Raw genomic sequence first — 25,909 nt, forward strand, 5'->3', positions numbered from 1 at the left:
CTAGCCGGCGTCCCCCACGTCCACGGCCTCGATCAGCGCCCGCAGGGCGGCCACGTGCGCGCGCAGCGCGCGGTCGCCGACCCTGGTGAGGGAGATCCAGGTGGTGCGGCGGCCGTCGACGGCGCCCTTGCGGCTCGCGACGTAGCGGTCCGCGGCAAGGGCGGACACGTGCTTGGACAGCACGGAGTCGCTCACGCCGAGCGCCTCGCGGAGCGTCACGAACTCGACCTCCGACACCGCGGTCAGCATCGTCATCAGCTGCAGCCTCGCGGGCGGGTGGATCAGCGGGTCGATCGCGACCATCAGCGCAGGACCACGAGCAGGACAAGGCCACCGACGGCCAGCACGCCGTAGGCCAGCAGCGTCGCGCCCGACTCGGCGCGGGCGTGCCCGGCCGGGTCGGCCTGGTAGCGCCGCCACCAGAGGTGTGCGCTGAGCCCGTAGCCCGCACCGCCGGCGAGGGCCGCGAGGGCGGCCAGCCACGGCTGGTCCTCGAGCACCGCCCAGAAGGCGGCTCCGATGCCGCCCGCCTCGGCCAGCGACGACCACGTCGACGTGCCCAGCACCGCCCGGCTGACCAGGCCGTTGACCCGCACGCCGTTGAGCCTGCGGAACCGCACCACCTGGACCCAGGCCACCACTGCGAAGAGGAGGCACCCGGCGACCAGGGCCAGCAGCCCGGCGCCGGACGGGTCGCCGAGGCCGTACGCCGCGGAGCCGATCTGCAGCGCGACCGCGACGCCGAGCGAGACGTGGAACCACGACGGGAGGCGCAGGGCTCCCGCCAACCGCTGCCGGGCGACCTCGGCCGCCGCCAGCTCAGCCGCGGGGTCGGATGGGACGGCGTTCATACTTGCCATGTTGGAAAGTATGAGCGCTACTTTCCAGTCTGGCAAGTTCGGGTGCCGTCCACCGTCAGCCGAGGTCGAATGCGTTGCGGAGCCCCAGCGCGTAGGCCTGCTGGTCGGCGAGCTTGAGCGCCTCCCACTCCGGCGGGCGGTAGAGCTCGTAGATCGCCGCCCGGCCGCCGCGGGCGTCGGTCTCGTCGAGGATCGCGTTGGCGGCCTGCCGGCCGGACTCGTTGGCGCCCTCCATCGTCGCGAGGTCGACGTGCGTGCGGCAGAAGTCGCCCGCCATGAGGAGGTTGCCCACACCGGTGCGCGCGGTCGGCCGAAGCTTCCACGAGTCGACGGTGTTGACGAGCAGCGGCTCGTCGTTGGAGTTGGCAGAGCGCTTCGGGTGCCATCGGATGCCCGGGTCGAGGAACCACGAGTGCAGGATGTCGTCGGGCAGCACGGACCGGCCGGTGTCCTCCAGGGCGGCCTTCATCTGCGCCCAGACCTCGGCGCGGATCTCCCGCTTCGTGCAGCGCTTCGCCGGCTTCCCGAACAGGATGCCGGGTCTCGACCAGTCGGAGATGTCGACCGAGAGGCAGTCGACCGCCGTGCCGTCGCCGTAGGTCGAGCGGAAGTCGCGGTCCCAGAACTGCCCCTGCGTCAGCCCGGTCAGCGACCAGGGCGTGTCCAGGAAGGCGAGGTGGCCGTGGGTGATCTCCACCGGGCGGCGCAGGTAGAACTGGATGCCGTTCATCCAGTCGACGGTGAGGTGCCGCAGCGACTCGAGCTCGGGAGCAGCCCGGAGCACCGGCCTCGACAGCAGGCGGGTCACCCGCTCGACCGGCATCGCCGAGACGAACCAGTCGGCCTCGATGGTGCGCCGGCCGCGCGCCGTCCTCGCGCGGGCGCCGGTGATCCGGCCGCGAGAGACGTCGAGCCCGACGATCGTCGTGCCGGTCCGGAACCGCACACCGCGCGCACGCAGCAGCCGCACCCACGGGTCGATCCACACCTCGTTGGTCGGGCCGTTGAGCACCTGGTCGGCGTGGCCCTCGGCGCCGAGACCGGCCAGGGCGTAGAGGAACGCCTCGGCCATGGTGCCGATCGTGCGGGCGCTCGCCACCTCCTCCTTGGCGGCGACGAGCGCACGGGTGAGTCCGCGGGCCGCGACCGTCTGGTACTCCGGGGACCGGTTGTCGGCCCGCACGAAGTCCCACCAGGACGTGCGCTCCCACTCGCCTGCCCGCCGTTGGTCGCAGCTGGAGAGGAAGACGACGAGCCGGGTCGCGAAGTACGCCGCCTCGTCGGGCATCACGCCCTGACGACCGAGCCACTCGTCGCGGATGAGCCGGATCACCGCGTCCGCCGAGCTGAGGTCGCGGCCGTCGGGGATGAAGCCGAACAGCTGCTGGTCGTTGCGGCCACCGGAGCGCGGGAAGTAGGGGGTCGGCGCAGGGACGAGGTTGTCGAAGACGCCGTGGGGGTTGGCGCCGTACCGGATCCGGCGCATCGTGTCGGGCACGTGGTGGTAGAACCCCGGGAAGAACCGGAAGCCGTGCTCGCCCGGGAGGTCCCGGCGTCCGCCCCTCCCCGTCCCCTCCACCGGGATGCTGCGCGCCTTGCCGCCCAGCACGTTGCGCTCGTAGACCGTGACCGAGAACCCGCGCTCGACCAGCTCGTGCGCCGCGGCGAGGCCTGCCATGCCGCCACCGAGCACGGCGACCGACCGCCGCCGGCGCGCCAGCGCCGGCGACGCCGGACCTGCCGCCATGGCCGCCGCCGCGGCCGCCCCCGACCCGCGCAGCACGGCACGCCGAGAGACAGAACCCATCCCCTCCACCTTCCAGTGGCGATCACGTCTGCCTGGCTCAACCACGACCTCGGCCAGAAGTCACGGCGAGCCCACTGCCCGGCTCGTGTAACGGAGGCCGCCGGCCAGCACACGGTGCTCCATCACCCGTCGCGAGGAGCACGTCATGACGCAGACAGCAGACACCCCGATCGCCGACCTCCGGTCGCAGCTGCGCGGGGAGGTGGTGGACGCCGACGCCCCCGGCTACGACGAGAGCCGCAGGGTCTGGAACGGCGCCATCGACCGACGACCGCTGGTCGTCGCCCGGTGCCTCGACGAGGCCGACGTCCAGGCTGCCGTCCGCTTCGCCGTCGAGCACGGCCTCGAGATCGCCGTGCGCGGCGGCGCCCACAGCATGTCGGGCGCCTCGGTGGTCGACGACGGCATCGTCATCGACCTCGCGGCGATGAACCAGGTGACGGTCGACCCGGCCACCCGTCGCGCGGTGGTCGCCGGTGGTGCGCTGCTGGGCGACGTCGACGCCGCCACCCAGGCACACGGCCTCGCCGTCCCGGCCGGGCTGGTCAGCCACACCGGCGTGGCCGGCCTGACGCTCGGCGGCGGGATGGGCTGGCTGACCAGGCTCGGCGGCCTCACCATCGACAACCTGCTGTCGGTCAGGGTCGTCACCGCCGACGGACAGGTGCGGGTCGCGTCCGAGAGCGAGAGCCCCGACCTCTTCTGGGCGGTCCGCGGCGGCGGCGGCAACTTCGGTGTCGTCACCGAGTTCGAGTTCGCGCTGCACGAGGTCGGGCCGCTGATCCACTACGGCCTGCTGTTCTGGTCGCTCGACCGGGGCCTGGAGATGCTGCGCCACGTCCGGGGCGTCATCGACACCCTGCCCGACGACGTCAACGTGATCGTCGGCGCGATCAGCGCGCCGCCGGCGCCGTTCGTCCCGGAGCAGCACCGGCTCTCGCCCGGCTACGCCACCATCGTGGTCGGCACCGGGACGGCCGAGAGCCACGCGGACGTCTGCGCGGCTCTGGCCGGCGGCGTACCTCCGCTCTTCGAGTTCACCACACCGATGCCCTACGTCGAGCTGCAGAAGATGCTCGACGACGCCAACGGGTGGGGGCTGCACTGCTACGACAAGGGGTGCTACGTCACCGAGCTCTCCGACGAGGTGGTCGACGCGCTCACCACCCACGTGCCCGAGAAGACCTCGCCGATGTCGATCGTGCTGCTCTACCGCCTCGACGGCGCGTTCTCGCGGGTCGCGGAGGACGCGACGGCGTTCGGGGGCGGTCGGTCGCCGCGGTTCGGGGTGTTCGTGATCGGGGTGTGCCCCTCGCCGGAGCTGCTCCCGGCCGAGCGCGCGTGGGTGCGTGCCACCGCCGACGCGCTGCGCCCGGCGGCCGCCGACGACGGGATCTACGTCAACTCCATGACCGAGTTCGACGCGGTCAGCTCGGTGCAGGCGGCCTACAGCCCCGGCAAGTACGCCCGCCTGGTGGAGATCAAGACGACGTACGACCCCGACAACGTCTTCCACCGCAATGCCAACATCGTCCCCGCGCTCCCCTGACGAGCGCGGCGCCGGGCGGGCGGGTCAGCCGGAGTAGTTGGGCGCCTCGACCGTCATCTGGACGTCGTGGGGGTGGCTCTCCTTGAGCGAGGCGGAGGTGATCCGGATGAACCGGCCCTTCTCCTGCAGCTCGGGGATCGTGCGCGCGCCGACGTAGAACATCGACTGGGTGAGGCCGCCGAGCAGCTGGTGGGCGACCGCGGAGAGCGGTCCGCGGTAGGCGACCTGGCCCTCGATGCCCTCCGGCACGATCTTGTCGTCGCTCGTGACCTCGGCCTGGAAGTAGCGGTCCTTGGAGTAGGACTTCTTGCCGCGGCTGCTCATCGCGCCGAGCGAGCCCATGCCGCGGTAGGACTTGAACTGCTTGCCGTTGACGAACACCAGCTCCCCGGGCGACTCCTCGCAGCCGGCCAGCAGCGAGCCGACCATCACGGTGTCGGCCCCGGCCACGATCGCCTTGGCGATCTCGCCGGAGTACTTCAGCCCACCGTCGGCGATGACCGGCACGCCGGCCGGCTGGCACGCGAGCGCGGCCTCGTAGACCGCCGAGACCTGCGGCACGCCCACACCGGTGACGACCCGCGTCGTGCAGATCGAGCCCGGGCCCACGCCCACCTTGACCGCGTCGGAGCCCGCGTCGACGAAGGCCTGGGCGCCCTCGCGGGTCGCGACGTTGCCGCCGATGACCTGGACGTGGGCGGTGGCGGGGTCGGACTTGAGGCGCTTGACCATGTCGAGCAGCAGCCGGACGTTGCCGTGCGCCGTGTCGGCCACGAGGACGTCGACGCCGGCGTCGACCAGGGTGGTGGCGCGCTGCCAGGCGTCGCCGAAGTAGCCGATCGCCGCGCCGACCATGAGTCGGCCGTGGGCGTCCTTGGAGGCGTCGGGGAACTGCTCGGACTTCACGAAGTCCTTCACGGTGATGAGCCCGCCCAGCCGGCCCTTGTCGTCGACCAAGGGCAGCCGCTCGCGCTTGTGCTTGCGCAGCAGCAGCGTGGCCTCGTCGCGCGAGATGCCCACCGGTCCGGTGATCAGCGGCATCGGGGTCATCACCTCGTCGACCTTGGTGGTGGCCCACTCGGCCACCGGGGTGAAGCGCAGGTCGCGGTTGGTGATGATGCCGAGGAGCCGGTCGTCGGTGTCGACGACCGGGAAGCCCGAGATGCGGTACTGGCCGGCGAGCCGGTCGAGCTGCTCGAGCGTCGCGTCGGGGCCGATGGTGACGGGGTTGGAGATGATGCCGGTCTGGGTCCGCTTCACGAGGTCGACCTGGTAGGCCTGGTCCTCGATCGAGAGGTTGCGGTGCAGGACGCCGAGGCCGCCCTCGCGGGCCATCGCGATCGCCATCCGCGACTCCGTCACGGTGTCCATCGCGGCGCTGATCAAGGGCGCCTTGAGCGAGATCTCGCGGGTCAGCCGGGTCGTGGTGTCGATGTCGGCCGGCGCCAGGTCGGAGTGCCCGGGGAGGAGCAGCACGTCGTCGTAGGTGAGACCCAGGGTCGCGAACTTCTCGGGCAGCTCCACCTTGCTCATTCTAGGACGTGGTGGTGGGCCATGCTTGGCGCCATGACCCAGACGCGGACCGCGACGCCCCTCGGCGCCGTGGTCCGGGCCGAACGCCGCGTCGCGCGGCTGGTCGACTCGCGGTGGACGGTCGCCGTCGCGGCCGCGGCGGCGTTCCTGCTGCGACTGCCCGGGCTGACCCGGCCGGTCCGTGCCGACGAGGCGGGCTTCGAGCTGGTCGCGCGGGCGTGGCAGCCGATGGCCGACAGCGTCTACGGCGCCTACTTCGTCGACCGGCCGCCGCTGCTGATCGCGCTCTTCAAGGTCTCCGACGCGCTCGGGGGGCCGCTGTTCATCCGGGTGCTGGGGGCGCTCGCGTGCGCGGGGCTGGTGCTCGCCGCGGCGGCCGTGGCTCGGCTGGTCGCCGACGAGCGCGCCGCCCGCTGGACCGCGGTCGCGATGGCGGCGCTCAGCACCAACGTGCTCATCGACGCCGTGGCCGTGAAGGGCGAGCTGCTCGCGCTGCCGGTGCTGATGGGCAGCCTCGGGCTCTCGCTGGTGGCGGTCCGCGACCGCTCCTGGCGGGCGGCGCTGGTCGCCGGGCTGCTGGCCGGCCTGGCGATCGGCTTCAAGCAGAACCTCGTCGGCGGTGCCGTGTTCGCCGCCGTCCTCTACCTCGGGTCGTGGCGCGCTCGCCGCCTCGCGCGCCGCGAGCTGGTCCGGCTGGCGACCGCTGCGACCGCGGGCTTCGCGGTGCCGGTCCTCGCCACCCTCGGCTGGGCGCTGGCGGCCGGCGTACGCCTGCACACGCTGTGGTACGCCGTCTACGGCTTCCGGTTCGACGCGAGCCGGGTCCTCTCCGACGCCACCGACACCGCGCCGACGGTCCGGGCCGGCCTGCTCGTGCTGGTCGCGGTCGGTGCCGGGATGCTGCTGATCATCGGCGGCTTCGTGGTGCACATCCGGGGCGAGTGGGCCGACGACGCACCGCTCACCGCGGCGGTCGCGGCGCTGCTCGTCGTCGACGTGGTCGGACTCGTGTCGGGCGGCAGCTACTGGCGCGACTACCTGTTCCCGCTGCTGCCCGGCACCGCGCTGTGCGCCGCGCTGCTGGCCCGTCGCGCGAGCCGCCGCGGCCGGGCGATGCGCACCGTGATCATCGCCGCCACCGCGTCGACCGTGCTGTGCCTGGTGGGCTGGACGGCGTACAACGCCGGCGGCCTCCAGGAGTACGACGAGCACGACACCGGCCTCGCCCTGCGCGCGGTCGCGGAGCCCGGCGACACCCTCGTCGTCTACGGCGGCCGCGCCGACGTCCAGCTGGAGAGCGGGCTCTCCTCGCCGTACGCCTACCTGTGGAGCCTCCCGATGCGCACCCTCGACCCGGACCTCGTCGAGCTCCGGGAGCTGGTCGGCAGCGACGAGGCCCCGACGTGGATCGTCGAGTGGGTCGGCTTCCGGCACTGGGACGCCCGCGACGGCGCCCTCCTCGACGAGCTCGTGCAGGAGCGCTACGTCCCGGCGGGCACCGCGTGCGGCGACCGCCCCATCTGGCTGCTGCGCGACGAGGACCGGCCCACCCCGGAGCCGGAGTGCCACGACGGCGGCTTCGAGTTCAGCTCCGGGCCCTGAGCGGGCGACTCCTGTCCCCGGCTACGACAGCGTCATCGCGGGCTCGCCGTTGACGAGGCCGTTGCCCGACCGCGTGCAGGTGCCGCCGCGCGGCGTACCGCCGTTGTAGGCCTGGCGCACGCAGGAGCGGAACGCGAGCTGTGCCCAGTAGTTCGGGTGCAGGCCCTCCTGGATGTAGTAGGGGCTGCCCGAGCAGCACGTCGACACGGTCCGGATCTGGTTGACCCACTCGGTCCTGTTGACGGCGTCGAGGCTGGTCCACGAGGGGATCCCGACCTCCTCGTAGAGACCGACGCCGGACTCGCACAGGCGCCGTCCGTCGAGGGCCGAGGACAGGTTGAGCACCTTCGCGTTGGTGATCCCGGCCTGGCTGATCGCGCCGGTCACGGTGTTGTTGATCGTCGGGAGGGCGGTGCCGTTGGCCCAGTTGGCGTCGCTGTTCCAGAAGCCGCAGCCGCCCGTGCTCTGCCGGGTGTAGCCGCTCTCGGAGTAGCGGAAGCCGCTGCCGTTGGGGATCGGCGAGGGATAGGTCTGCACCAGCATCGTCCAGGCGCCGTCGCTGTAGCCGGCGTTGCGCATCGCGGTCCGCACGTTCTGCAGCGCCGTGGCGATGCGCGTCTTGACCGTGGCGACGTTGGCCGCCGTGAAGTTCCTGGTCACCGAGGAGTCGTCCTGGCAGTAGTCCTTCCACCACGTCGGCGAGGCGAGGAAGTCGGCCACGCACTGAGTGACGATGTCGGCGAACTTGAAGTCGTTGCCGCCGATCGAGACCGCGACCATGGTGACGTTGTGGCTGCTCGCGAAGCCCTGCAGCATGAGGGCCTGCCCCTGCTGGCCGCCGCTGTTGTAGAAGTCGAGGCCCGGCTTGAAGTTGCTGCCGGTGCTGGTCGACGTGGTGGCGCCGGAGCAGGCGAGGTTCAGGCCGTTGACGCCGCCGCCGAGGTAGATCTCCGCCGACTTGCTGCGGTGGCAGCGGTTGATCGTCTCGCCGGTGCCGCTCGCGTTGTCGTAGTAGGCCGAGCCGCCCAGCGCGTCGGCGCGCGCCGAGCTGCTGTTGGACGAGCCGGCCCACCGACCCGCCTCGCCGGAGATGTAGGAGTCGCCGAGGCTGACCACCCACGGCGAGCCCACGCCTGGGCCGTCGGCGTGCGCCGCCGGGGCGCCGACGAGACCGAGGGTGAGCAGCGAGGCGAGGACGGCGAGGACGCCGAGGACGGCGGACGGACGGGATCGATGCACGGGCGTGCCTTCCGAGAGTGCGAGTGTGACGTGGGTCTCCCTCCCCGCCGGGGAGAACCTAGCGCCGTCCGCTACTCATGGGTAGCCCCAATCTGCGCTGCTTGTGGAGCGCCACCACCGCTGGTTGAGGAGGCCCTCATTGCGTGTGCGACACCTGGAGCTGGGAGCGTCTCGAAACCACGCAAGAAGAGGCTGGGACGCAACCTGCTCGGTTGCGTCCCAGCCTCGCGTTCAGTGGTCTCGGCGCCTGTCGCGGCTTCGTCCCTCAGCCGCGAGGCTTCCTCGACCTTCGCTCGCTACGCGAGCTCAGTGGCCGTGGCCGTGCCCGTGGCCGTGACCGGCCGCCTCGGGCTCGTCGTCCTCCGGCTTGTCGACGACCAGCGTCTCGGTCGTCAGCAGCATGCCGGCGATCGAGCTGGCGTTGACCAGCGCGGACCGCGTGACCTTCACCGGGTCGAGCACGCCCTGGGCGACCAGGTCGCCGTACTCCTCGGTCGCGGCGTTGTAGCCGTTGCCGACGCCGAGCTCGCGGACCTTGGTGGTGACGACGTAGCCGTTGGCGCCGCCGTTCTCAGCGATCCAGCGCAGCGGCTCGTCGAGGGCGAGACGGACGACGCGGACGCCGGCGGCCTCGTCACCGGTGAGGCCGAGGCCGTCGGTGAGCACGGACGCGGCGTGGATGAGGGCCGAACCGCCGCCGGCGACGATGCCCTCCTCGATGGCCGCGCGGGTCGCCGAGACGGCGTCCTCGATGCGGTGCTTCTTCTCCTTGAGCTCCACCTCGGTGGCCGCGCCGACCTTGATGACGCACACGCCGCCGGCGAGCTTGGCGAGGCGCTCCTGGAGCTTCTCGCGGTCCCAGTCGGAGTCGGTGTTCTCGATCTCGGCCTTGATCTGGCTGACCCGGCCGGCGACCTCGGAGGAGTCGCCCGCGCCGTCGACGATCGTGGTGTTGTCCTTGGTGATCACCACGCGTCGGGCCTGGCCGAGCACGTCGAGACCGACCTGGTCGAGCTTGAGGCCGACCTCGGGAGCCACGATCTGGCCGCCGGTCAGCGTCGCGATGTCCTGCATCATCGCCTTGCGGCGGTCACCGAACGCCGGGCTCTTCACCGCGGCGGCGTTGAAGGTGCCGCGGATCTTGTTGACGACCAGCGTCGAGAGCGCCTCGCCCTCGACGTCCTCGGCGAGGATGAACAGCGGCTTGCCGGACTGGATGACCTTCTCGAGCAGCGGGAGCAGCTCGGCGACGGCCGAGATCTTGCCCTGGTGCAGGAGGATGTAGGGGTCCTCGAGGACCGTCTCCATGCGCTCGGCGTCGGTGACGAAGTACTGCGAGATGTAGCCCTTGTCGAACTGCATCCCCTCGGTGAACTCCAGCTCGGTGCCCATGGTGTTGGACTCCTCGACGGTGATCACGCCGTCCTTGCCGACCTTGTCGAAGGCGTCGGCGAGCAGCCCGCCGATGACCTCGTCGCGGCTGGAGATCGTGGCGACCGACGCCATGTCCTCCTTGGCCTCGACCTCGCGGGCCGACTTGAGCAGCTCGTCGCTGACCGCCTGGGCGGCGGCGTCCATGCCGCGCTTGAGGCCCATCGGGTTGGCGCCGGCCGCGACCGCGCGCAGGCCCTCGTGGACCATCGCCTGCGCCAGGACCGTCGCGGTGGTGGTGCCGTCACCCGCGATGTCGTTGGTCTTGGTGGCGACCTCCTTGGTCAGCTGGGCGCCGAGGTTCTCGAAGGGGTCGTCGAGCTCGATCTCACGCGCGACGGTGACACCGTCATTGGTGATGGTCGGGGCGCCCCACTTCTTGTCCAGGACGACGTAGCGGCCGCGCGGGCCGAGGGTCACCTTGACGGTGTCGGCCAGCTTGTCGACGCCGCGCTCCAGCGCCCGGCGGGCGTGCTCGTCGAACTCGAGGATCTTGGGCATGGTTCTCCTTCGGTGGAACGTACGTCGGGTCGTACCGAGAGCGCGCGAGTGCGGTCTCGGTACGACCCGTCAGACAGGGGTGACCTGGATCAGGACACGACGGCGAGCACGTCGCGGGCCGAGAGGATCAGCAGCTCGTCGCCGCCGTACTTCACCTCGGTGCCGCCGTACTTGCTGTAGATGACCTTGTCGCCGATCGCGACGTCGAGCGGGACGCGGTTGCCGTTGTCGTCGACGCGACCGGGACCGATCGCGAGGACCTCGCCCTCCTGGGGCTTCTCCTTGGCGGTGTCCGGGATGACCAGGCCGGAGGCCGTGGTCTGCTCGGCGTCGAGGGGCTTGACGACGATGCGGTCCTCGAGGGGCTTGATGTTGACCGACACTGTGTCGACCTCCACTTTCATGCTGCGGTGGTTGCAAGAACTGGGCTGGCACACTCACCCGGAGAGTGCCAGCACCGAAACTAGCACTCTCATCGATGGAGTGCCAGAGAGGGTGGCCCCGTGGACGTCGCGTCCGTGCACTGGCTGCAGACCGAGGACGGCCGCCGCGTGCTCGACCGGGCCGCGAGCCTCGACGAGCCGGACCCGCTGCGCGCCCGCGCCGCCCTCGAGCGCGCCTGCCCCGGCACGGCGCCCGACCTGCTGGCGGTCGCGCTCACCCAGGCCGGGCTGCGCGAGCGTGCGGCCGCGAAGTTCGGGGCGCTCGCCGCCTCGATGCTGTTCACGCCCGAGGGGCTCGAGCAGGCGACCCGGCTCTCCGTGGCCACCCACCGGGCGGCCCGCCTCACGGCGTACGACGCCTCGACGGTCATCGACCTCGGCTGCGGCATCGGGGGCGACCTGGTCGCGTTCGCGCGCGCCGGGCTCACGTGCGCCGGCGTCGACCTCGACCCGGTGCGGGTGGCGGTGGCCACCGCCAACCTCGCGGCGCTGGACCTGCCCGGCGCGGTCGGCGTCGCGGACGCGCTCGAGGTGGACGTAGCGCCGTTCGACGTGGCCTTCGCCGACCCGGCGCGCCGCACCGGCCGGGGCCGGACGTTCTCGCTCGAGGCGTGGACGCCGCCGTGGTCGTTCGCGGAGACGCTGCTGGAGCGCGACGCCTGCGTGAAGACCGCGCCGGGGATCCCCCACGACGTTGTGCCGGCGGGGGTCGAGGCGGAGTGGGTGAGCGACCACGGGGAGGTGAAGGAGGCGGCGCTCTGGGGCGGCCGGCTCGCCACCGTCGCGCGCCGGGCCACGGTGATCCGCGACGGCGGACTGGCGACGCTGACCGAGGAGGACGACCCCGGCGCCGACGTGGTGCCCCTGGGCCGCTACCTCTACGAGCCCGACGGTGCGGTCATCCGCGCGGGGCTGGTCACGGCGGTGGCCGCGGGCGTCCAGGGCGGGCTGCTCGACCGCCACATCGCCTACGTCACCGCGGACTCGTCGTTCCGCACGCCGTTCGCGCGCTCCTACGAGGTCCTCGAGACGCTCCCCCACCGCGAGAAGCCGCTGCGCGCCGCGCTGCACGAGCGCGGCATCGGCCGGCTGACGATCAAGAAGCGCGGCGTCGACGTCGTACCCGACCAGCTGCGCAAGAGGCTCGCCCTCACCGGCGACAACGAGGCCACGATCGTGCTCACCCGCGTCGCCGGCCAGGGCACCTGCCTGCTCGTCCGCCCCTTCTGACCGCCCACTCGTCGCAAGAAGTGCCGCCTCCTGCCGCCGAGTCGGCGTGTTACTCGTCAGCAGCAACGCCGACTCGGCGGGTCACCAGGAGGCGGAGGCCTCGCGCTCGGCGCCGATGGTGGTGTCGTCGCCGTGGCCGGTGTGGACGACGGTGTCGTCGGGGAGGCCGAACAGCTTGGTGCGGATCGACGACTCGAGCAGCGGCCGGTCGGAGTAGGAGCGGCCGGTGGCGCCGGGGCCGCCGTGGAAGAGCGTGTCACCGGTGAAGACGCAGCCGAGGTCCTCGACGAGGAAGCAGCAGGCGCCAGGCGCGTGGCCCGGCGTGTGGAGCGTGCGCACCGTGGTGCCTGCGACCGAGAGCTCCCACCCGTCGGGCAGGTCGAGGTCCCAGAGGTGGTCGGTGTGGACGAGCTCCCACAGCGGACGGTCGTCGGGGTGCAGGAAGATCGGGGCGCCGCCGCCGTCGTTGACCGCCTCGCGCAGCGCCGGCGCGACCCGGCAGTGGTCGTCGTGGGCGTGGGTGAGCAGGATCGCCTTCACCCGGCGCCCGGCGACGACCGCCAGGATGTCGTCGACCGAGTGTGGCGCGTCGATGACGACGCACTCGTCGTCGTCACCGACCACCCAGATGTTGTTGTCGACGTCGAAGGTCTCCCCGTCGAGCGAGAAGGTGCCCGACGAGACGGCGTGGTCGACCCGCAGCCGGCCGGCCATCAGAGGACGACGACCGAGCGCAGCACGCCGCCCTCGTGCATCTTCGCGAACGCCGCCTCGACGTCGCCGATGCCGACCTCCTCGCTGACGAAGGCGTCGAGGTCGAGCCGGCCCTGCTGGTAGAGGTCGACCAGCATCGGGAAGTCGCGGCTGGGCAGGCAGTCGCCGTACCAGCTCGACTTCAGCGAGCCGCCCCGGCCGAAGACGTCGATGAGCGGCAGGTCGGGGACCTTCATGTCCGGCGTCGGTACGCCGACCAGCACCACGGTGCCCGCGAGGTCGCGCGCGTAGAACGCCTGCTGCCAGGTCTCGGGCCGGCCCACGGCCTCGATCACGACGTCGGCGCCGAAGCCGCCGGTCAGCTCCTGGATCGCGGCGACGGGGTCGGTCGACGAGGAGTCGACGGTGTGGGTCGCGCCCATCCGCTTCGCGGCCTCGAGCTTCTTGGCGTCGATGTCGACCGCGATGATCGTCGAGGCGCCCGCGAGCGCCGAGCCCGCGACGGCCGCCACACCGACGCCGCCGCAGCCGATCACGGCGACCGACTTTCCGCGGGTGACGCCACCGGTGTTGATCGCGGCGCCGATGCCCGCCATCACGCCGCAGCCGAGGAGCCCGACCGCGGCCGGCCGCGCCGAGGGGTCGACCTTGGTGCACTGCCCGGCGGCGACGAGCGTCTTCTCGGCGAACGCCCCGATGCCCAGCGCGGGAGACAGCTCGGTGCCATCCTCCAGCGTCATCCTCTGGGTCGCGTTGAACGTCGCGAAGCAGTACCACGGCTCGCCGCGGTCGCAGGCGCGGCAGCTGCCGCACACCGCCCGCCAGTTGAGGACCACGAAGTCGCCCGGCTCGAGCCCGGTCACGTCGGGCCCGACCGCCTCGACCACCCCGGCCGCCTCGTGACCGAGCAGGAACGGGAAGTCGTCGTTGATCCCGCCCTCGCGGTAGTGGAGGTCGGTGTGGCAGACCCCGCAGGCCTGCACCTTCACCACCGCCTCGCCCGGGCCGGGGTCCGGCACGTTGATCGTCACCAGCTCGACCGGCGCGCCCTTGGCCTTCGCGACCACGGCCTTGACCTGCTGCATGGCTCCCGCCTCTCCCTCGCGTGACTGGTGGGACCAGCCAACCGCATCGACCCGGGCGCGCGGCAGGGGGATGACAACCATCGGCCGCGCGGCCGCGTCCTTGGCGTGTGCGAGGACGACCATGATCGAACCAGCGACGGTGGCCGCTCGGGCGACGACGGGAGTGGGGATGACGGACCGGGACGCCGACTTCACGGCGTACCTCGAGGCCCGGCAGGGCCGGCTGCTGCGCACCGCCTACCTGCTGACCGGGGACCAGAACCAGGCCGAGGACCTCCTCCAGACCTCGATGGCGAAGCTCTACCTGGCCTGGGACAAGGTGCGCGACCGCGGCTCCATCGACGGCTACGCGCGCCGGATCATGGTCAACGAGAACAACTCCGCGTGGCGGCGGCCGTGGCGGCGGCGCGAGCGGGTGACCGACTTCTCGGCGGAGGGCGCGCCGGCCGGCACACCCATCCGCGACGAGTACGACGAGGGCGTGGGCGACGAGGTGTGGCGGATCGTCCAGACGCTCCCCCGCCGCGCCCGAGCGGTCGTGGTGCTGCGCTACTACGAGCAGCTGACCGAGGCCGAGACCGCCGAGGTCCTCGGCGTCTCGGTCGGGACGGTCAAGTCCCAGAACTCGCGGGCCATGGCGGCGCTGCGGGAACGCACACCGGAGTCGTTGCGGCCCGGCAGGGAGGAGGAGCGATGAGCGAGGAGATCCTGGTCCGCGAGCTGGCGCGCCACGCCGACGGCGTGCACCCCGCGCACCTGCGGTTCGAGGACGTCCGCGCCTCGGCGCACCGGATCCGACGGCACCGGCGGGTGGCGGCCTCCGGGGCCGCAGCCGCGGTCGTGGCCGCCGTGCTGGTGGCACCCACGCTGCTCGGCGGCTCACCGCGCAGCCAGGAGCCGGTGCCGGCGCCGCCCCCACCTGCCGTGAGTCCGGCCGTCCTGCACGACGGCCAGGTCGACCTCCCCGACGGGCGCGCCGTCGAGGTCGGCCTCGCCAACGAGGACGTCACCCAGCTCGGCGTGCTCGCCGACGGACGCATCGTGGCTGCCACCTCACGCCCCTACGGGGTCCAGGTCTTCGCGCCGACCGGAGAGCGCATCGCCCGCTACCGGGTCGACAGCAACGCGATCACGATGAGCGCCGACGACACCCTGGCCGCGTGGGTCGACGACAACCTCCGGGTGGTGGTGCTGGAGAGCGGCGTGCCCGAGCCCACCACCTACGACTGGGGCATCCCGCTGCCCGGCGAGTCCTCCGGCAGCGTCGACGCCGTCTTCGGCTCCGACTGCGCGCACGACGGCTGCACGGTGCTCGGTGGGGACTTCTCGACCACCACCACCCGGCTCGAGCGGCGTTCCGAGCCGGGGGCCGACCTGGAGACCAGCGAGCCGATGCGGATCACCGACGTGAGCCCGGACGGCGAGCGGTGGGCGGTCGGGTTCCAGCCGGGTGACGACGAGCAGTTCGGGTGCTCGGGCATCTACGAGGCCGAGACCGGCCAGGTCCTGGCGCGCAGCTGCGAGACGTCCGGCCTGCGCTTCGCACCCGACGGGCACCACCTGCTCGGCATGCGGGGTGACAACGCGATGTTCGGTCAGGTCGAGGTCTACGACCAGGACCTCCAGCAGGTGACCGTCTTCGAGCCGCCCGGCAAGCGCGTCGTCAAGGGCGCGACCTGGGCCGACGAGTCGCACCTGCTGGTCGTCACCGTCGGCCTCGGCGCGACGCCCGACTGGACCCTCCTGCGGGTGCCGATCGACGGTGGCGAGCCCGAGACGCTGGTCGGACCCGTCGACGGTCCGAACGCCGAGATGTGGTCGCCGTTCCTGCTGTCGGAGTGAGCTGTCGGGACCGAGAGGCCGGCGGCAGACGTTTTCCGGGCGACGCGGCCGGGAACCGACCGTGCGCAGGCACGTCGTCGGGGTCCGGCGCAGGCGCATCCGCTGTTCCGTGGCGGGTGATGGCTTGGGGGGAGCCGGGCATGGGACTCCGCGGCGTGCCTCGCAGGGAGCGACCGGTCAGACCAGCACGCTGGTGACCGGCTGGCTGCTGTCGGCCGGCAGGTCGAGGGAGGACGGCGTCCGCCCGCGCGCGACCATCTCCGAGCCGAGCGCGGCCACCATGGCGCCGTTGTCGGTGCAGAGTCCCGGTCGGGGCACCCGCACGCGCACGCCGACCTCGGCGGCCCGCGACTCGGCCATCGCTCGCAACCGAGAGTTGGCGGCGACGCCGCCGCCGATCAGCAGGTCGGTGATGCCGGTGGTGGTCGCCGCGTCGAGCGCCTTGCGGACCAGCACGTCGCAGACCGCCTCCTGGAACGACGCCGCGACGTCGGCCACGGGGACCGGCTCGCCGGACCGCTCCCGCGCCTCGACCCACCGCGCGACCGCCGTCTTGAGCCCGGAGAACGAGAAGTCGAAGCGGTGCCGCTCGAGGTCGCGGCGGCTGGTCAGCCCGCGCGGGAAGTCGATGGCCACCGAGCTGCCCGACGCCGCGGCGCGGTCGATGTGCGGCCCCCCGGGGAACGGCAGGCCGAGCAGCCGCGCCACCTTGTCGAAGGCCTCGCCCGCCGCGTCGTCGATGGTCGCGCCGAGCGGCTCGACGGTGGTCGTCACGTCCTCCACGCGCAGCAGCGAGGAGTGGCCACCGCTCACCAGCAGGGCGAGGCAGGGGTCGGGCAGCGGCCCGTGCTCGAGCTGGTCGACCGCGACGTGCGAGGCGAGGTGGTTGACGCCGTAGAGCGGCTTGCCGAGGCCGACCGCGAGCGCCTTGGCGGCCGCGACGCCGACGAGGAGCGCCCCGGCCAGCCCGGGGCCGGACGTCACCGCGATCGCGTCGACGTCGGAGAGCCGCACGCCCGCCGTCTCGCAGGCGCGGTCGAGGGTCGGCACCATCGCCTCGAGGTGGGCCCGGCTCGCCACCTCGGGCACGACGCCGCCGAAGCGGGCGTGCTCCTCGACGCTGCTGGCGATCGCGTCGGCGAGCAGCGTGTGGCCGCGCACGATGCCGACGCCGGTCTCGTCGCACGACGTCTCGATGCCGAGGACGAGGGGTTCGCTCACGCTGCCCATTCTGCAAGAGGGGCGATCACTGCCAGGCGCACACGTAGGCCATGGCCTAGTCGTCCCCTCGTCCGCGGCACACCGCGAACTGCCCGGGGTGGGGCTACTTCCAGACCTTGACGTAGTCGACGTTCATCACCGCGGGCACCTTGGTCGCGGCGGTCATGGCGTCGGCGCCGGTGCCCAGCGCCTGGGTGAGGTTGAGGATGTAGTGCTTGCGGAACGCGCTGTCGCCGGAGGTGTTGACCAGGCAGGTGTGCCCGTTGATCAGCACCTCGAGCCGCGACGCGGTCCACTCCAGCGTGTAGGTGTTGAAGACGCCGCGCGGGGCCGCGCAGCTCCACGACGTGTTCGTGCCCGGGATCGGGCCGCCGTTGTCGCTCTCGCCGTAGTGCAGGAACGGGATCCCGAGGTCGGGGTAGACCGAGTAGGTCTCGGCGATGTCGATCTCGCCGTTCAGCGGCCAGAGCAGCTGCGCCAGCGGGTCGCGGTCGTCGGGCCAGAGCCACCACGACTCCTGGAGCCCGGGCGCGGTGGTCGCCGTGGTCTTGAACCTTGCCTCGAAGCGGCCGTACTGCTGGCTGAAGAGGTGGTAGGTCGACACCATGCCCGCGCGGTAGGGGGTGGGCGGGAGGCCGTTGGCGCACGGCAGCGCGGTGGCGTTCTTGCGGACCGACAGGTTGAGCGTGCCGCCGCCGACCGACACGACCGACTTGTCGTCGTCGTAGCAGGCGTAGCCGCTGAGCGCGTCGCCGGTCGAGAAGATCGTCTGGGGCACCCACTTGGTCCGGTTGAGGGTGGTGCCGTTGAAGTCGTCGACGAACGTGCAGCTCCAGTAGGACCCGTCCGCCTTGCGCGGCTGGGCGCCGCACCCGTCGCTGGGGGTCTTCACCTTCGCGGCGACCGTGCGGGCCCGGCTGGTGTGGTGGCCGGCCCGGGTGCGGAACCGCTGGTCGTGGCCGCTGCGGCCGACCTCGGTCCGGTAGCGGCCGTCGCGGACGCGCAGGACGCGGACGTCGCGCCACGCGCCGTGCCGGCGCTTCTGGAGGACGACGTCGCGGTGGCCGGCCGCGCGGCCGGTCAGCGTCGCCGAGTCGGGCCTGGTGGCCGGGCGGTCCAGGACCAGGCCGTGACCCCGCTGACCCCGCTCCGCGGGGGCGGCGTACGCCGTGGTACCGACCAGCAGGCCGCCGAGCAGGCAGGCCACGGCGACACCGATGAGCTTGCGCATCGTGGTGTTCCTCCCGGTCCAGCCCGCGGCCGCCATCACGGCGGCTCGTCGGGGGTGGCTGGACCCCTGTTGACCAATGCTTCGGCCGGCGCGCGCGGGCCGTGAGCGATTCGCCGCAGCATGGGCCGAAGGCACTAGGCCCGGTACAGACCAGCGCGCGCGCTCGAGCCGGCCAGGGGTGAACCGCACCATCCGAGATCCTCCGAGATCGGAAGCCGCTCCGCCGGCGCCGTGTGACTCCTCGGTCACACGCGTCTGCCGCACGGGGCTCCGCACGGACGAGTCTGGGTGCCGGAACGGCCGAGGACGACCCCTACTGGCGGGTTTGGCCCGCGGTTGGCCTGCAGGGACCACGCGCACGGGCACGGGCGTAGTCATCACCGGGTAATGGGCATGGCCGATGTCGTACGGGTCGGGGTATCCGCGCCTCGCACGGGACCTAGGACGCCGCGCCGCAGCCCCGGCCGAGCGACCGTCGCAGCACCACCGCGGTGGCGCCGTCGCGGTAGTAGCGGCGCCGGCGGTCGACCTCGACGAAGCCGCGCGCGGCGTAGAACGCGAACGCGCCCGCGTTGTCCTCGCGGACCTCGAGCAGGACGCGGTCGGCGCCGCCGGTCGCCGCGAGCGCGAGCACCTCGTCGAGCAGGGCGGTCGCGACGCCCGACCTGCGCCTCGTCGCGGTCACGGCGATCCGCTGGAGCTCCGCGACGTCGCCGGCCAGGCTCGCGACGGCGTGCCCGACAACACCGTCGTCGCCCTCGGCCACGAGGTAGTGCACCGTCGGCAGCCGTCCGGCGAGGCCCTCGGCGACCAGGCCGGGCGACCAGGCGTCGGCGCCGAGGTTGGCGGTCTCGGAGGCGGCGACGACCTCGACGTCCGCCTCGGTCGCCGGGCGCACCCTCACGAGACCCGCTTGGGCGTCCCGGGCGCGGCGGCGTCGGGCCGGCGCAGGTAGAGCGGCTCCGGGTCGTGGAGCTCGGCCCGCTCCTCGGTGATCACGCGCGCCAGCCAGCCCGCGCTGGGCAGCCTCGGCCCGGCGGCGTGCGGGAATGCGTCGGGGTAGAGCACGGCGCCCTCCCCGACCACCGGGGCCGAGGTGGCGACGTCGGCCGGCTTGGCCACGTCGGGGCCGTCGAGGCGCGCGCCGGCTCCGTCGTACGTCGCGAGGTAGACCTCCTTGCGCCGGGCGTCGGTCGCGACCACGAACTCGTCGTGACCGTCGACCGCGCCGGTGTCGGCGGCCTCCACCGCCAGCACGTCGAGGGTGCAGACGCCGTAGACCGGGATCTCGAGGACGTGGCCGAGGGTGCGTGCGGTGACCAGCCCGACGCGGAGGCCGGTGAACGGGCCGGGGCCGACGCCGACACCGATCGCGGTGACGTCCTGGCGCACCAGCCCGGTCTCGTGCAGGGCGCGGTCGATCAGCGGGGCGAGCTGCTCGCCGTGCTGGAGCGGCCGCTCGGAGACCAGCTCCAGCACCACGTCAGCGCCGTCGTGCAGCGCGACGGTGACGAGCGGGGTGGCGGTGTCGAAGGCGAGGAGCATCAGGCCTCGCCTCCCCACGGCAGCGCGCGCCAGTGGGTCGTGAGCCGGCCGTCGTCGTGGAGCAGGTGGAACGCCAGCGTCGGCGGCCCGGCCTCCCACACGACCGGGTAGGGCTCGGCGTCAAGCGGGACCGTCGACGCGCAGCCACCGCCGACGAGCAGGGGACGGCCGGCGAACGTCGTCGCGCACGCGGTGTGGGCGTGGCCGACGAGGGTGGCGACCACGTGGGAGTGCTGCATGACCACGAGCTCCAGCGGCTCCGGGTCCTTCAGCAGGATCGGCGCCATCAGCCCGAGGCCGAGATCGGCGGGCGGGTGGTGCAGCGAGAGGAGGACCGGGCGGTCGTCGGAGCCCAGCTGCTCGTCGAGCCAGGCCAGCTGGTCGGCCGAGAGCTCGCCGTGGTCGATCCGCGTGCCGTCGCGGGCGGGCACGAGCGAGTCGAGCATCAGGATCCGGAAGTCGGCGGCCTCGAGCACCTGCACCAGCGGTCCGGGGGCGAGCTCGACGTCGAGCAGGCCGCGCGCGAACGGCTCGCGGACGTCGTGGTTGCCGGTGCCGACGAGCCGCGGGCCGGGCCACCGGTCGAGCACGGCCCGCGCCTCGGCGTACTCCTCGGGGAGGCCGTGGTCGGCGACGTCTCCGGAGACGAGCAGCACGTCTGGCGCCGGGTCGAGCGCGAGCAGGTGGTCGAGCACCGCCTCGGCGCGCCGCCGCGCGTCGGGCGGGCCGCCGAAGTGGGTGTCGCTCACGTGGGCGACGACGATGGTCATGGCGTCTCGGGGTCCGCGCGGAAGCGCGCCGCGTCCGCGCGGAGCGCGTCCCTCGCGCGCTGTCGTGGGGTGATCACCCGAGCCCCCTGAAGGAGAACGCGTGCCAGCGGGGGCCGACCGGCGTGATCTCGACGCGGCGCTCCTCAGTGTCGTCGTCGCCACGCACGAGGGCGATCTCCAACCGCGACTCCGAGAGACCCTCGGCCAGCCCCTCGCCCCACTCGACGACCGTGACCGCCTCGTCGAGCGAGGTGTCGAGGTCGAGGTCGTCGAGCTCGTCGATGCCTCCGATGCGGTAGGCGTCGACGTGGACCAGCGCCGGCCCGCCCACCTCGCTCGGGTGCACGCGGGCGATGACGAACGTCGGTGAGGTCACCGCCCCGCGGACGCCCAGCCCGGCCCCGAGCCCCTGCGTGAACGTCGTCTTGCCCGCGCCGAGCGAACCGGTCAGGACGATCAGGTCGCCGGGCGCCAGCTGACCCGCGACGGAGCGGCCGAGGGCGCGCATGGCGTCGGCGTCGGGCGCGCGGTAGACGGCGGTGCGGAGCGGGCGGCGCAGCCCGACGTTCGGCGGGTCGCGGCGGATCTCGCGGAAGCCCTGGCGCTCCCAGAACCGGATGGTCTCCGGCAGCTCCTCGCGGGCCACGACCGTGAGGTCGTCGTAGCCCACCGCGGCGTCGACCGCGGCGTCGATCAGGGCGGCGGCGACGCCGTGCCCCTGGAGGTCGGGGACGACACCGAAGCGGCGCAGGTACATCGTGCTGCCGACCGGGTCGAGCACGAGCGCTCCCGCCGGGACGCCGTCGACGCGGGCCAGGAGCCCGCCGTGCCCGGCCAGCCGCTGCTCGAGCTGCGCGGGGGTCTCGGCGAGGGCGGCGGCCGGCGGGTCGAGGGGCGGGCGCGCGCCGAACGCCGCCTGCACGACGGCGTGCACGACCTCCGCGTCGCCCGCGCCGACCGGCTTGACCTCGACCACGCCTCCGGAGCCGGTCACGGCTGGCCCACTCGCTCTGCGGCCGCCGAGAGCAGCTGGTCGAGGGCCGCGTTGACCTGGCCGTGCCGCTCGAGGATGACCATGTGGCCGGCGCCGTCGCACTCGAGGAGGGTCGAGCCGGGCACGCGCTGGTGCAGCTTGCGGCTGTGGCCGATCGAGGTGAGCTTGTCGTCGGTGCCGCAGATGATCGCGGTCGGCACCCGCCCGAGCACCTCGACCGCGTCGAACTTGTCGAGCGCGTGGAAGCTCGGGAAGAACTCCGCCACGACCTCGAACGGCGTCTGCGACAGCATGCGGTCCACGAAGTCGACGTACGCCGCTGGCACCTCGTCGCCGAACGCGAACAGGTCGGTGGCCACTCGCGCCACGGACCGGCCGATCCTCCGGGCGCCGTCGACGGTGCGGTGCCCCCGTGCGAGCGTGCGGACCGTGCGGTGGGTCAGCTGGCCGCCGAGCTTGGCGGGGAGCATCGGCAGCAGGAGCCGGCTCGGGTCGAGGCCGCCCGCCGTCGTCGAGATCAGGCCGACGCCCACGACGCGGTCGCCGAAGAGCTCGGGGTGCTGCTCGGCGAGCGCGACGATCGTCATGCCGCCCATCGAGTGACCGACCAGCACGACCGGGCCGTCCGGCACGACGTGCTCGAGGACCGTCGCGAGGTCGTGGCCGAGCTGGTCGATGGTGGCGTGGCCGTCGGGTGCGCGACCCGACCGGCCGTGCGAGCGCTGGTCGTAGTAGACGGCGCGGACCAGGCCGCGGTAGGCCGCGCGCTGGAAGTGCCAGCAGTCGAGGTTGAGCGCGTAACCGTGGCAGAAGACGACGGTGAGCGGGCTCGTCCGCTGGCGGAGCCCGGGGTCGAGCTCGTCGACCTCGACGTGCAGCGGCACGCCGTCGTCGGCCACGACCGTGACCGGCCGCGAGCGCAGGGTCCCGAACGGCGTCGCGTCACCGCGGCGACGGCCGATCGCGCGGGCCTGCCGGCGGACGCCGATGGCCGCGCCGGCCGCGGCGAGGCCGACCGCACCGGCGGCGGCCCCGAGGATCTTCGAGCGGGTGCTCACCTTGCGATTCTCTCGCTGTCGGTGTGGCGCCTGACGAATCGGCCCCCGATGCGGGTGACGATCTCGTAGCTGATCGTGCCGCACGCCTCGGCCCAGTCCTGGGCGGTCGGCTCGCCGCCGTCGCCGGGTCCGAACACCGTGACGTCGGCCCCGGCGCCGGGGTCGTCGCCGCCGAGGTCGACGACGAGCTGGTCCATGCAGATCCGGCCGCGCACCGGCCGACGCCTGCCTGCGACCTGCACCTCGGCGCGGTTCCCGCCGACCCGCGGCAGCCCGTCGCCGTAGCCCGCCGGGACCAGCCCGAGCGTGGTCTCGTGGTCGGCGGTCCAGGTGCGGCCGTAGGACACGGCCCCGCCGGCCTCGACCCTCTTGACCATGGCGAGGGTGGCGCGCGCGGTCATCGCCGGGCGGAGTCCGAGGTCAGGCGTCCGGCCGGGGGCCGGGTCGAGGCCGTACGTCGCGATGCCGACGCGCACCAGGTCGCGCCGGCTGCTGGGGCGCAGGATCGCCGCGGCGGAGTTGGCGAGGTGGGTGACCTCGGGCTCGAGGCCGGCGCCGGCCGCCACGTCGAGCGCGTCCTGGAACGCCGCCTCCTGGGCGTCGTTGGCCGGGTCGTCGGGCTCGTCGCTGCTGGAGAAGTGCGACCAGATGCCGGTGACGTCGATCCGCCCCTCTCGGTCGTGGTCCGCCGCGGAGGCGATCAGGTCGTGCCAGGCCGCACGCGGCGCGCCGCCGCGGTGCAGACCCGTGTCGACCTTGATCTGGACGCGCGCACGGGGGCCCGTGGCGAGCACCGCGTCGAGCTCATCCTCGGAGTAGACCGTCACGTCGACGTCCTGCTCGATCGCGGCGGCCCAGTCGTCGCCGGGCACGGTCAGCCAGCAGAGCACCCGGCCGGTGTCGCCGGCCGCACGGAGCGCGAGCGCCTCGTCGATGGTCGCGACGCCGAGCCAGTCCGCGCCGCCCTCGCGCGCCGCCCGCGCCGACTCGACGAGCCCGTGGCCGTAGGCGTCGGCCTTCACCACCGCCATGTACTGCGTCCCGACCAGCTGCTTGAGCACCCGCACGTTGTGCCGGATCGCGGCGAGGTCGACGACGATCTCGGCCCGGGCGGTCATGGCCTCGATCCTCCCATCGCTCAGGCGAGGAGTCCGCGCACCACCTCGGGCACGGCCCGGGCGACCTCGCTCGCCACCAGCGGCCCCCCGTCGGAGACGAGCGTGGCCGCGGCGCCGTGCAGCCAGGCCCCGACGCTCGCGGCGTCGTACGTCGTGAGGCCTGCGGAGAGCAGCGCGCCGACGACGCCGCCGAGCACGTCGCCCGCGCCGGCGGTGGCGAGCCAGGACGTGCCGGTGGTGTTGACGCGGGCGCGGCCGTCGGGCCGGGCGACCACCGTGCGTCGCCCCTTGAGCAGGACCGTGGCGTCGTACGTCCGCGCCGCCTCTCGGGCGAAGTGCAGCGGGCGCGCCTCGATCTCCTCCCGGTCGGCGCCGAGCATGCCGGCGAGCTCTCCGGCGTGCGGCGTGAGCACGGCGTCGCCGACCTGGCCGGTGACGTGCCGGAGCGCGTCCGCGTCGACCACCAGGGGGACGCCGTCGGCGCGCGCGGCGTCGAGCTCGGCGCCCGCCGCCTCTCCTCCGCCGGAGCCGACGACCCAGGCCTGCACGCGGCCCCCGCCGACGACCTCGGGGTGGTGCGACTTCACCGTGGCGGCGACGGACTCGTCGCCGACGTAGCGGACCATCCCCGCCAGTCCGCACGACGCTCCGGCGACGCTGAGCAGGGCCGCACCGGCGTACTCCGCGCTGCCGGCGCGGACGCCGACCACGCCGCGGGCGTACTTCTGCGCGTCGGTCGTGGGTCGGGGCAGGAGGGCGGCGACGTCCTCCGGCTGGAGCGCCTCGAGCTCCGCGCGGGGCAGGTCGAGCCCGAGGTCGACGAGGTGCACCGCGCCGCAGGCGCGCGCCGCGGGGTCGACGAGGTGACAGGCCTTGTGGGTCCCGAACGTCACGGTCAGCGCCGCCTCGACGTGGTCGCCCTCGACCTCGCCGGTGTCGACGTCGACACCGCTCGGGGTGTCGACCGCGACGACCGGCACGCCGTGCAGCAGCTTGAGCGCGCTGGCGGCGTTGTCGCGCAGCCCGCCGCGGCCACCGATCCCGACGATCCCGTCGACGACCACCTCCGGCCTCCGACTCGGTCCGTTCACGACCCGGCCGCCCGCGCGGGTGAGCGCCGTCCTCCCGGCGTCGTGCGCCGAGTCGCCGAGCAGCCACGCCTCGACCTGCACGCCCCGCCGCGCGAGCATCGCGCCGGCCCACAGCGCGTCGCCGCCGTTGTCGCCCGAGCCGACCAGCAGCAGCACCCGCCGTCCGTACAGCGACCCGAGGAACTCCACGACCGCCGCCGCCAGCCCGGCCGCCGCCCGCTGCATCAGCGCGCCCTCCGGCAGCCGCGCCATCAGCTCCCGCTCGGCTGCCCGGACCTGCTCGACCGTGTGCGCGTGCAGCATGCCTTCACGCTAGCGGGCGGCGTGCACATCGATCAGGAATCGAGAAGGCACCACCGCGCAACCTCTCTAGCGTGGTGCCCATGGCGACCACGACGAAGAAGACCACCAGCAAGACCACCTCCGACTCCGGCTTCTCCGCAGCCGAGCGCGCCGCGATGAAGGCCCGCGTCGACGAGCTCCGCGCGAGCGGCCGCAGCGGCGCGAAGAAGGCCGACGAGGCCGAGGCCTGCCTCGCGGCCATCGCGGCGATGCCCGACGGCGACCGCGGCCTGGCCGAGCGCATCCACGCCCTCGTCACCACCGCCGCCCCGACCCTCGACCCCAAGACCTGGTACGGCATGCCCGCCTACGCCAAGGACGGCAAGGTCGTCTGCTACTTCAAGCCCGCCGAGAAGTTCGGCAGCCGCTACGCGACCTTCGGCTTCGAGGACAAGGCCAACCTCGACGACGGCACCACCTGGCCCACCTGCTACGCCGTCAGCGGCCTGACCGCCGCCGACGAGAAGCTGTTCAGCAAGCTGGTGAAGCAGGCTGCGAGCTGACGTGCTCGTTTCGGTCGTCGGCTCACCGTCGGTTGAGGAGGTCGCGCTAGCGAGCGTCTCGAAACCTCTGAAGCGAAGGCACCTGCTCACTTGGGGGCGGCATGGCTGCGGTCCGGCGGTGGTACGGCGGTGGTGCGGTACGACGACAGCCACCGACGGTGGCTGAGGTGCGAGGAGCGCTAGCGACGAGCCTCGAAGCC

Annotated in this window: 24 protein-coding genes; 6 read left to right on the forward strand and 18 right to left on the reverse strand. The window is 73.2% G+C overall.

The window, feature by feature from the left end:
- The 3 genes from G514_RS0107870 to G514_RS0107880 all read right to left on the reverse strand — a co-directional run bounded on the left by G514_RS0107870 (position 1) and on the right by G514_RS0107880 (position 2,667).
- Positions 1-303, reverse strand: coding sequence for a transcriptional regulator (locus G514_RS0107870; protein WP_028651301.1), 303 nt, complete (start codon positions 301-303; stop codon positions 1-3).
- Entirely contained in the window at positions 303-851 is a 549-nt protein-coding gene (locus G514_RS0107875; RefSeq protein ID WP_036564037.1) for a hypothetical protein, read from the reverse strand. Before G514_RS0107875 ends, G514_RS0107870 begins: the two co-directional genes overlap by 1 nt.
- Before the next feature lie 64 nt (positions 852-915).
- Positions 916-2,667, reverse strand: coding sequence for a hydroxysqualene dehydroxylase (locus G514_RS0107880; RefSeq protein ID WP_028651303.1), 1,752 nt, complete (start codon positions 2,665-2,667; stop codon positions 916-918).
- A gap of 145 nt (positions 2,668-2,812) precedes the next feature.
- Between G514_RS0107880 and G514_RS0107885 the strand changes: the two genes are divergently transcribed.
- Positions 2,813-4,216, forward strand: a complete 1,404-nt coding sequence (locus tag G514_RS0107885) for an FAD-binding oxidoreductase (RefSeq protein ID WP_028651304.1) — start codon at positions 2,813-2,815, stop codon at positions 4,214-4,216.
- Positions 4,217-4,240: 24 nt separating this feature from the next.
- Here G514_RS0107885 and guaB read toward each other — a convergent pair whose 3' ends face one another.
- A complete protein-coding gene (guaB, locus tag G514_RS0107890; protein ID WP_036564040.1) occupies positions 4,241-5,749 on the reverse strand; it encodes an IMP dehydrogenase in 1,509 nt (502 codons plus the stop codon).
- A gap of 33 nt (positions 5,750-5,782) precedes the next feature.
- Between guaB and G514_RS0107895 the strand changes: the two genes are divergently transcribed.
- Entirely contained in the window at positions 5,783-7,351 is a 1,569-nt protein-coding gene (locus G514_RS0107895) for a glycosyltransferase family 39 protein (protein WP_028651306.1), read from the forward strand.
- A gap of 21 nt (positions 7,352-7,372) precedes the next feature.
- On the opposite strand, the gene G514_RS0107900 is transcribed toward G514_RS0107895, so the two are convergent.
- The 3 genes from G514_RS0107900 to groES all read right to left on the reverse strand — a co-directional run bounded on the left by G514_RS0107900 (position 7,373) and on the right by groES (position 10,905).
- Complete coding sequence (locus G514_RS0107900; protein ID WP_028651307.1) at positions 7,373-8,590, reverse strand: SGNH/GDSL hydrolase family protein; 1,218 nt, start codon at positions 8,588-8,590, stop codon at positions 7,373-7,375.
- Positions 8,591-8,896: 306 nt separating this feature from the next.
- Positions 8,897-10,522 (reverse strand): chaperonin GroEL, encoded by a 1,626-nt coding sequence (gene groL / locus G514_RS0107905; RefSeq protein WP_028651308.1) that lies wholly within the window; start codon positions 10,520-10,522, stop codon positions 8,897-8,899.
- A gap of 89 nt (positions 10,523-10,611) precedes the next feature.
- A complete protein-coding gene (groES, locus tag G514_RS0107910) occupies positions 10,612-10,905 on the reverse strand; it encodes a co-chaperone GroES (RefSeq protein ID WP_028651309.1) in 294 nt (97 codons plus the stop codon).
- 120 nt (positions 10,906-11,025) lie between these two features.
- On the opposite strand from groES, the gene G514_RS0107915 reads away from it, so the two are divergent.
- Entirely contained in the window at positions 11,026-12,195 is a 1,170-nt protein-coding gene (locus G514_RS0107915) for a class I SAM-dependent methyltransferase (RefSeq protein ID WP_028651310.1), read from the forward strand.
- Positions 12,196-12,276: 81 nt separating this feature from the next.
- Here G514_RS0107915 and G514_RS0107920 read toward each other — a convergent pair whose 3' ends face one another.
- Positions 12,277-12,909, reverse strand: a complete 633-nt coding sequence (locus tag G514_RS0107920; protein ID WP_028651311.1) for an MBL fold metallo-hydrolase — start codon at positions 12,907-12,909, stop codon at positions 12,277-12,279.
- The gene (locus G514_RS0107925) at positions 12,909-13,994 is read right to left on the reverse strand and encodes an S-(hydroxymethyl)mycothiol dehydrogenase (RefSeq protein ID WP_028651312.1); all 1,086 of its coding nucleotides are present in this window, start codon (positions 13,992-13,994) and stop codon (positions 12,909-12,911) included. Before G514_RS0107925 ends, G514_RS0107920 begins: the two co-directional genes overlap by 1 nt.
- A gap of 169 nt (positions 13,995-14,163) precedes the next feature.
- Between G514_RS0107925 and G514_RS25560 the strand changes: the two genes are divergently transcribed.
- Complete coding sequence (locus tag G514_RS25560) at positions 14,164-14,691, forward strand: SigE family RNA polymerase sigma factor (protein WP_036564043.1); 528 nt, start codon at positions 14,164-14,166, stop codon at positions 14,689-14,691.
- Positions 14,688-15,836, forward strand: a complete 1,149-nt coding sequence (locus tag G514_RS0107935; RefSeq protein ID WP_028651313.1) for a WD40 repeat domain-containing protein — start codon at positions 14,688-14,690, stop codon at positions 15,834-15,836. Before G514_RS25560 ends, G514_RS0107935 begins: the two co-directional genes overlap by 4 nt.
- A gap of 177 nt (positions 15,837-16,013) precedes the next feature.
- Here G514_RS0107935 and tsaD read toward each other — a convergent pair whose 3' ends face one another.
- From tsaD to G514_RS0107980, 9 genes are all read right to left on the reverse strand, one after another.
- A complete protein-coding gene (gene tsaD / locus G514_RS0107940; RefSeq protein WP_211222081.1) occupies positions 16,014-17,057 on the reverse strand; it encodes a tRNA (adenosine(37)-N6)-threonylcarbamoyltransferase complex transferase subunit TsaD in 1,044 nt (347 codons plus the stop codon).
- A 103-nt stretch (positions 17,058-17,160) separates the two neighbouring features.
- Positions 17,161-18,288 carry a glycoside hydrolase family 16 protein gene (locus G514_RS0107945; protein WP_157544652.1) on the reverse strand — a complete coding sequence of 376 codons (1,128 nt, stop codon included), beginning with the start codon at positions 18,286-18,288 and terminating at the stop codon, positions 17,161-17,163.
- A 439-nt stretch (positions 18,289-18,727) separates the two neighbouring features.
- Positions 18,728-19,192 (reverse strand): GNAT family N-acetyltransferase, encoded by a 465-nt coding sequence (locus G514_RS0107950; RefSeq protein WP_028651316.1) that lies wholly within the window; start codon positions 19,190-19,192, stop codon positions 18,728-18,730.
- Positions 19,189-19,833 (reverse strand): tRNA (adenosine(37)-N6)-threonylcarbamoyltransferase complex dimerization subunit type 1 TsaB, encoded by a 645-nt coding sequence (gene tsaB / locus G514_RS0107955; protein WP_084151860.1) that lies wholly within the window; start codon positions 19,831-19,833, stop codon positions 19,189-19,191. Before tsaB ends, G514_RS0107950 begins: the two co-directional genes overlap by 4 nt.
- Entirely contained in the window at positions 19,833-20,603 is a 771-nt protein-coding gene (locus tag G514_RS0107960; protein ID WP_028651318.1) for a metallophosphoesterase, read from the reverse strand. The genes tsaB and G514_RS0107960 overlap by 1 nt, the downstream gene beginning before the upstream one ends.
- A gap of 73 nt (positions 20,604-20,676) precedes the next feature.
- Positions 20,677-21,597 carry a tRNA (adenosine(37)-N6)-threonylcarbamoyltransferase complex ATPase subunit type 1 TsaE gene (tsaE, locus tag G514_RS29755; RefSeq protein ID WP_245582134.1) on the reverse strand — a complete coding sequence of 307 codons (921 nt, stop codon included), beginning with the start codon at positions 21,595-21,597 and terminating at the stop codon, positions 20,677-20,679.
- Positions 21,594-22,655, reverse strand: a complete 1,062-nt coding sequence (locus tag G514_RS0107970; protein ID WP_036564046.1) for an alpha/beta fold hydrolase — start codon at positions 22,653-22,655, stop codon at positions 21,594-21,596. The genes tsaE and G514_RS0107970 overlap by 4 nt, the downstream gene beginning before the upstream one ends.
- The gene (alr, locus tag G514_RS0107975) at positions 22,652-23,773 is read right to left on the reverse strand and encodes an alanine racemase (RefSeq protein ID WP_028651321.1); all 1,122 of its coding nucleotides are present in this window, start codon (positions 23,771-23,773) and stop codon (positions 22,652-22,654) included. The genes G514_RS0107970 and alr overlap by 4 nt, the downstream gene beginning before the upstream one ends.
- Before the next feature lie 20 nt (positions 23,774-23,793).
- Complete coding sequence (locus G514_RS0107980) at positions 23,794-25,167, reverse strand: NAD(P)H-hydrate dehydratase (protein ID WP_028651322.1); 1,374 nt, start codon at positions 25,165-25,167, stop codon at positions 23,794-23,796.
- Positions 25,168-25,247: 80 nt separating this feature from the next.
- Here G514_RS0107980 and G514_RS0107985 point away from each other — a divergent pair, with 80 nt between their 5' ends.
- Positions 25,248-25,709, forward strand: coding sequence for an iron chaperone (locus tag G514_RS0107985; RefSeq protein ID WP_028651323.1), 462 nt, complete (start codon positions 25,248-25,250; stop codon positions 25,707-25,709).
- The last annotated feature ends 200 nt before the right edge of the window (positions 25,710-25,909 follow it).

Source organism: Nocardioides halotolerans DSM 19273 (assembly GCF_000422805.1).
GTDB lineage: Bacteria > Actinomycetota > Actinomycetes > Propionibacteriales > Nocardioidaceae > Nocardioides > Nocardioides halotolerans.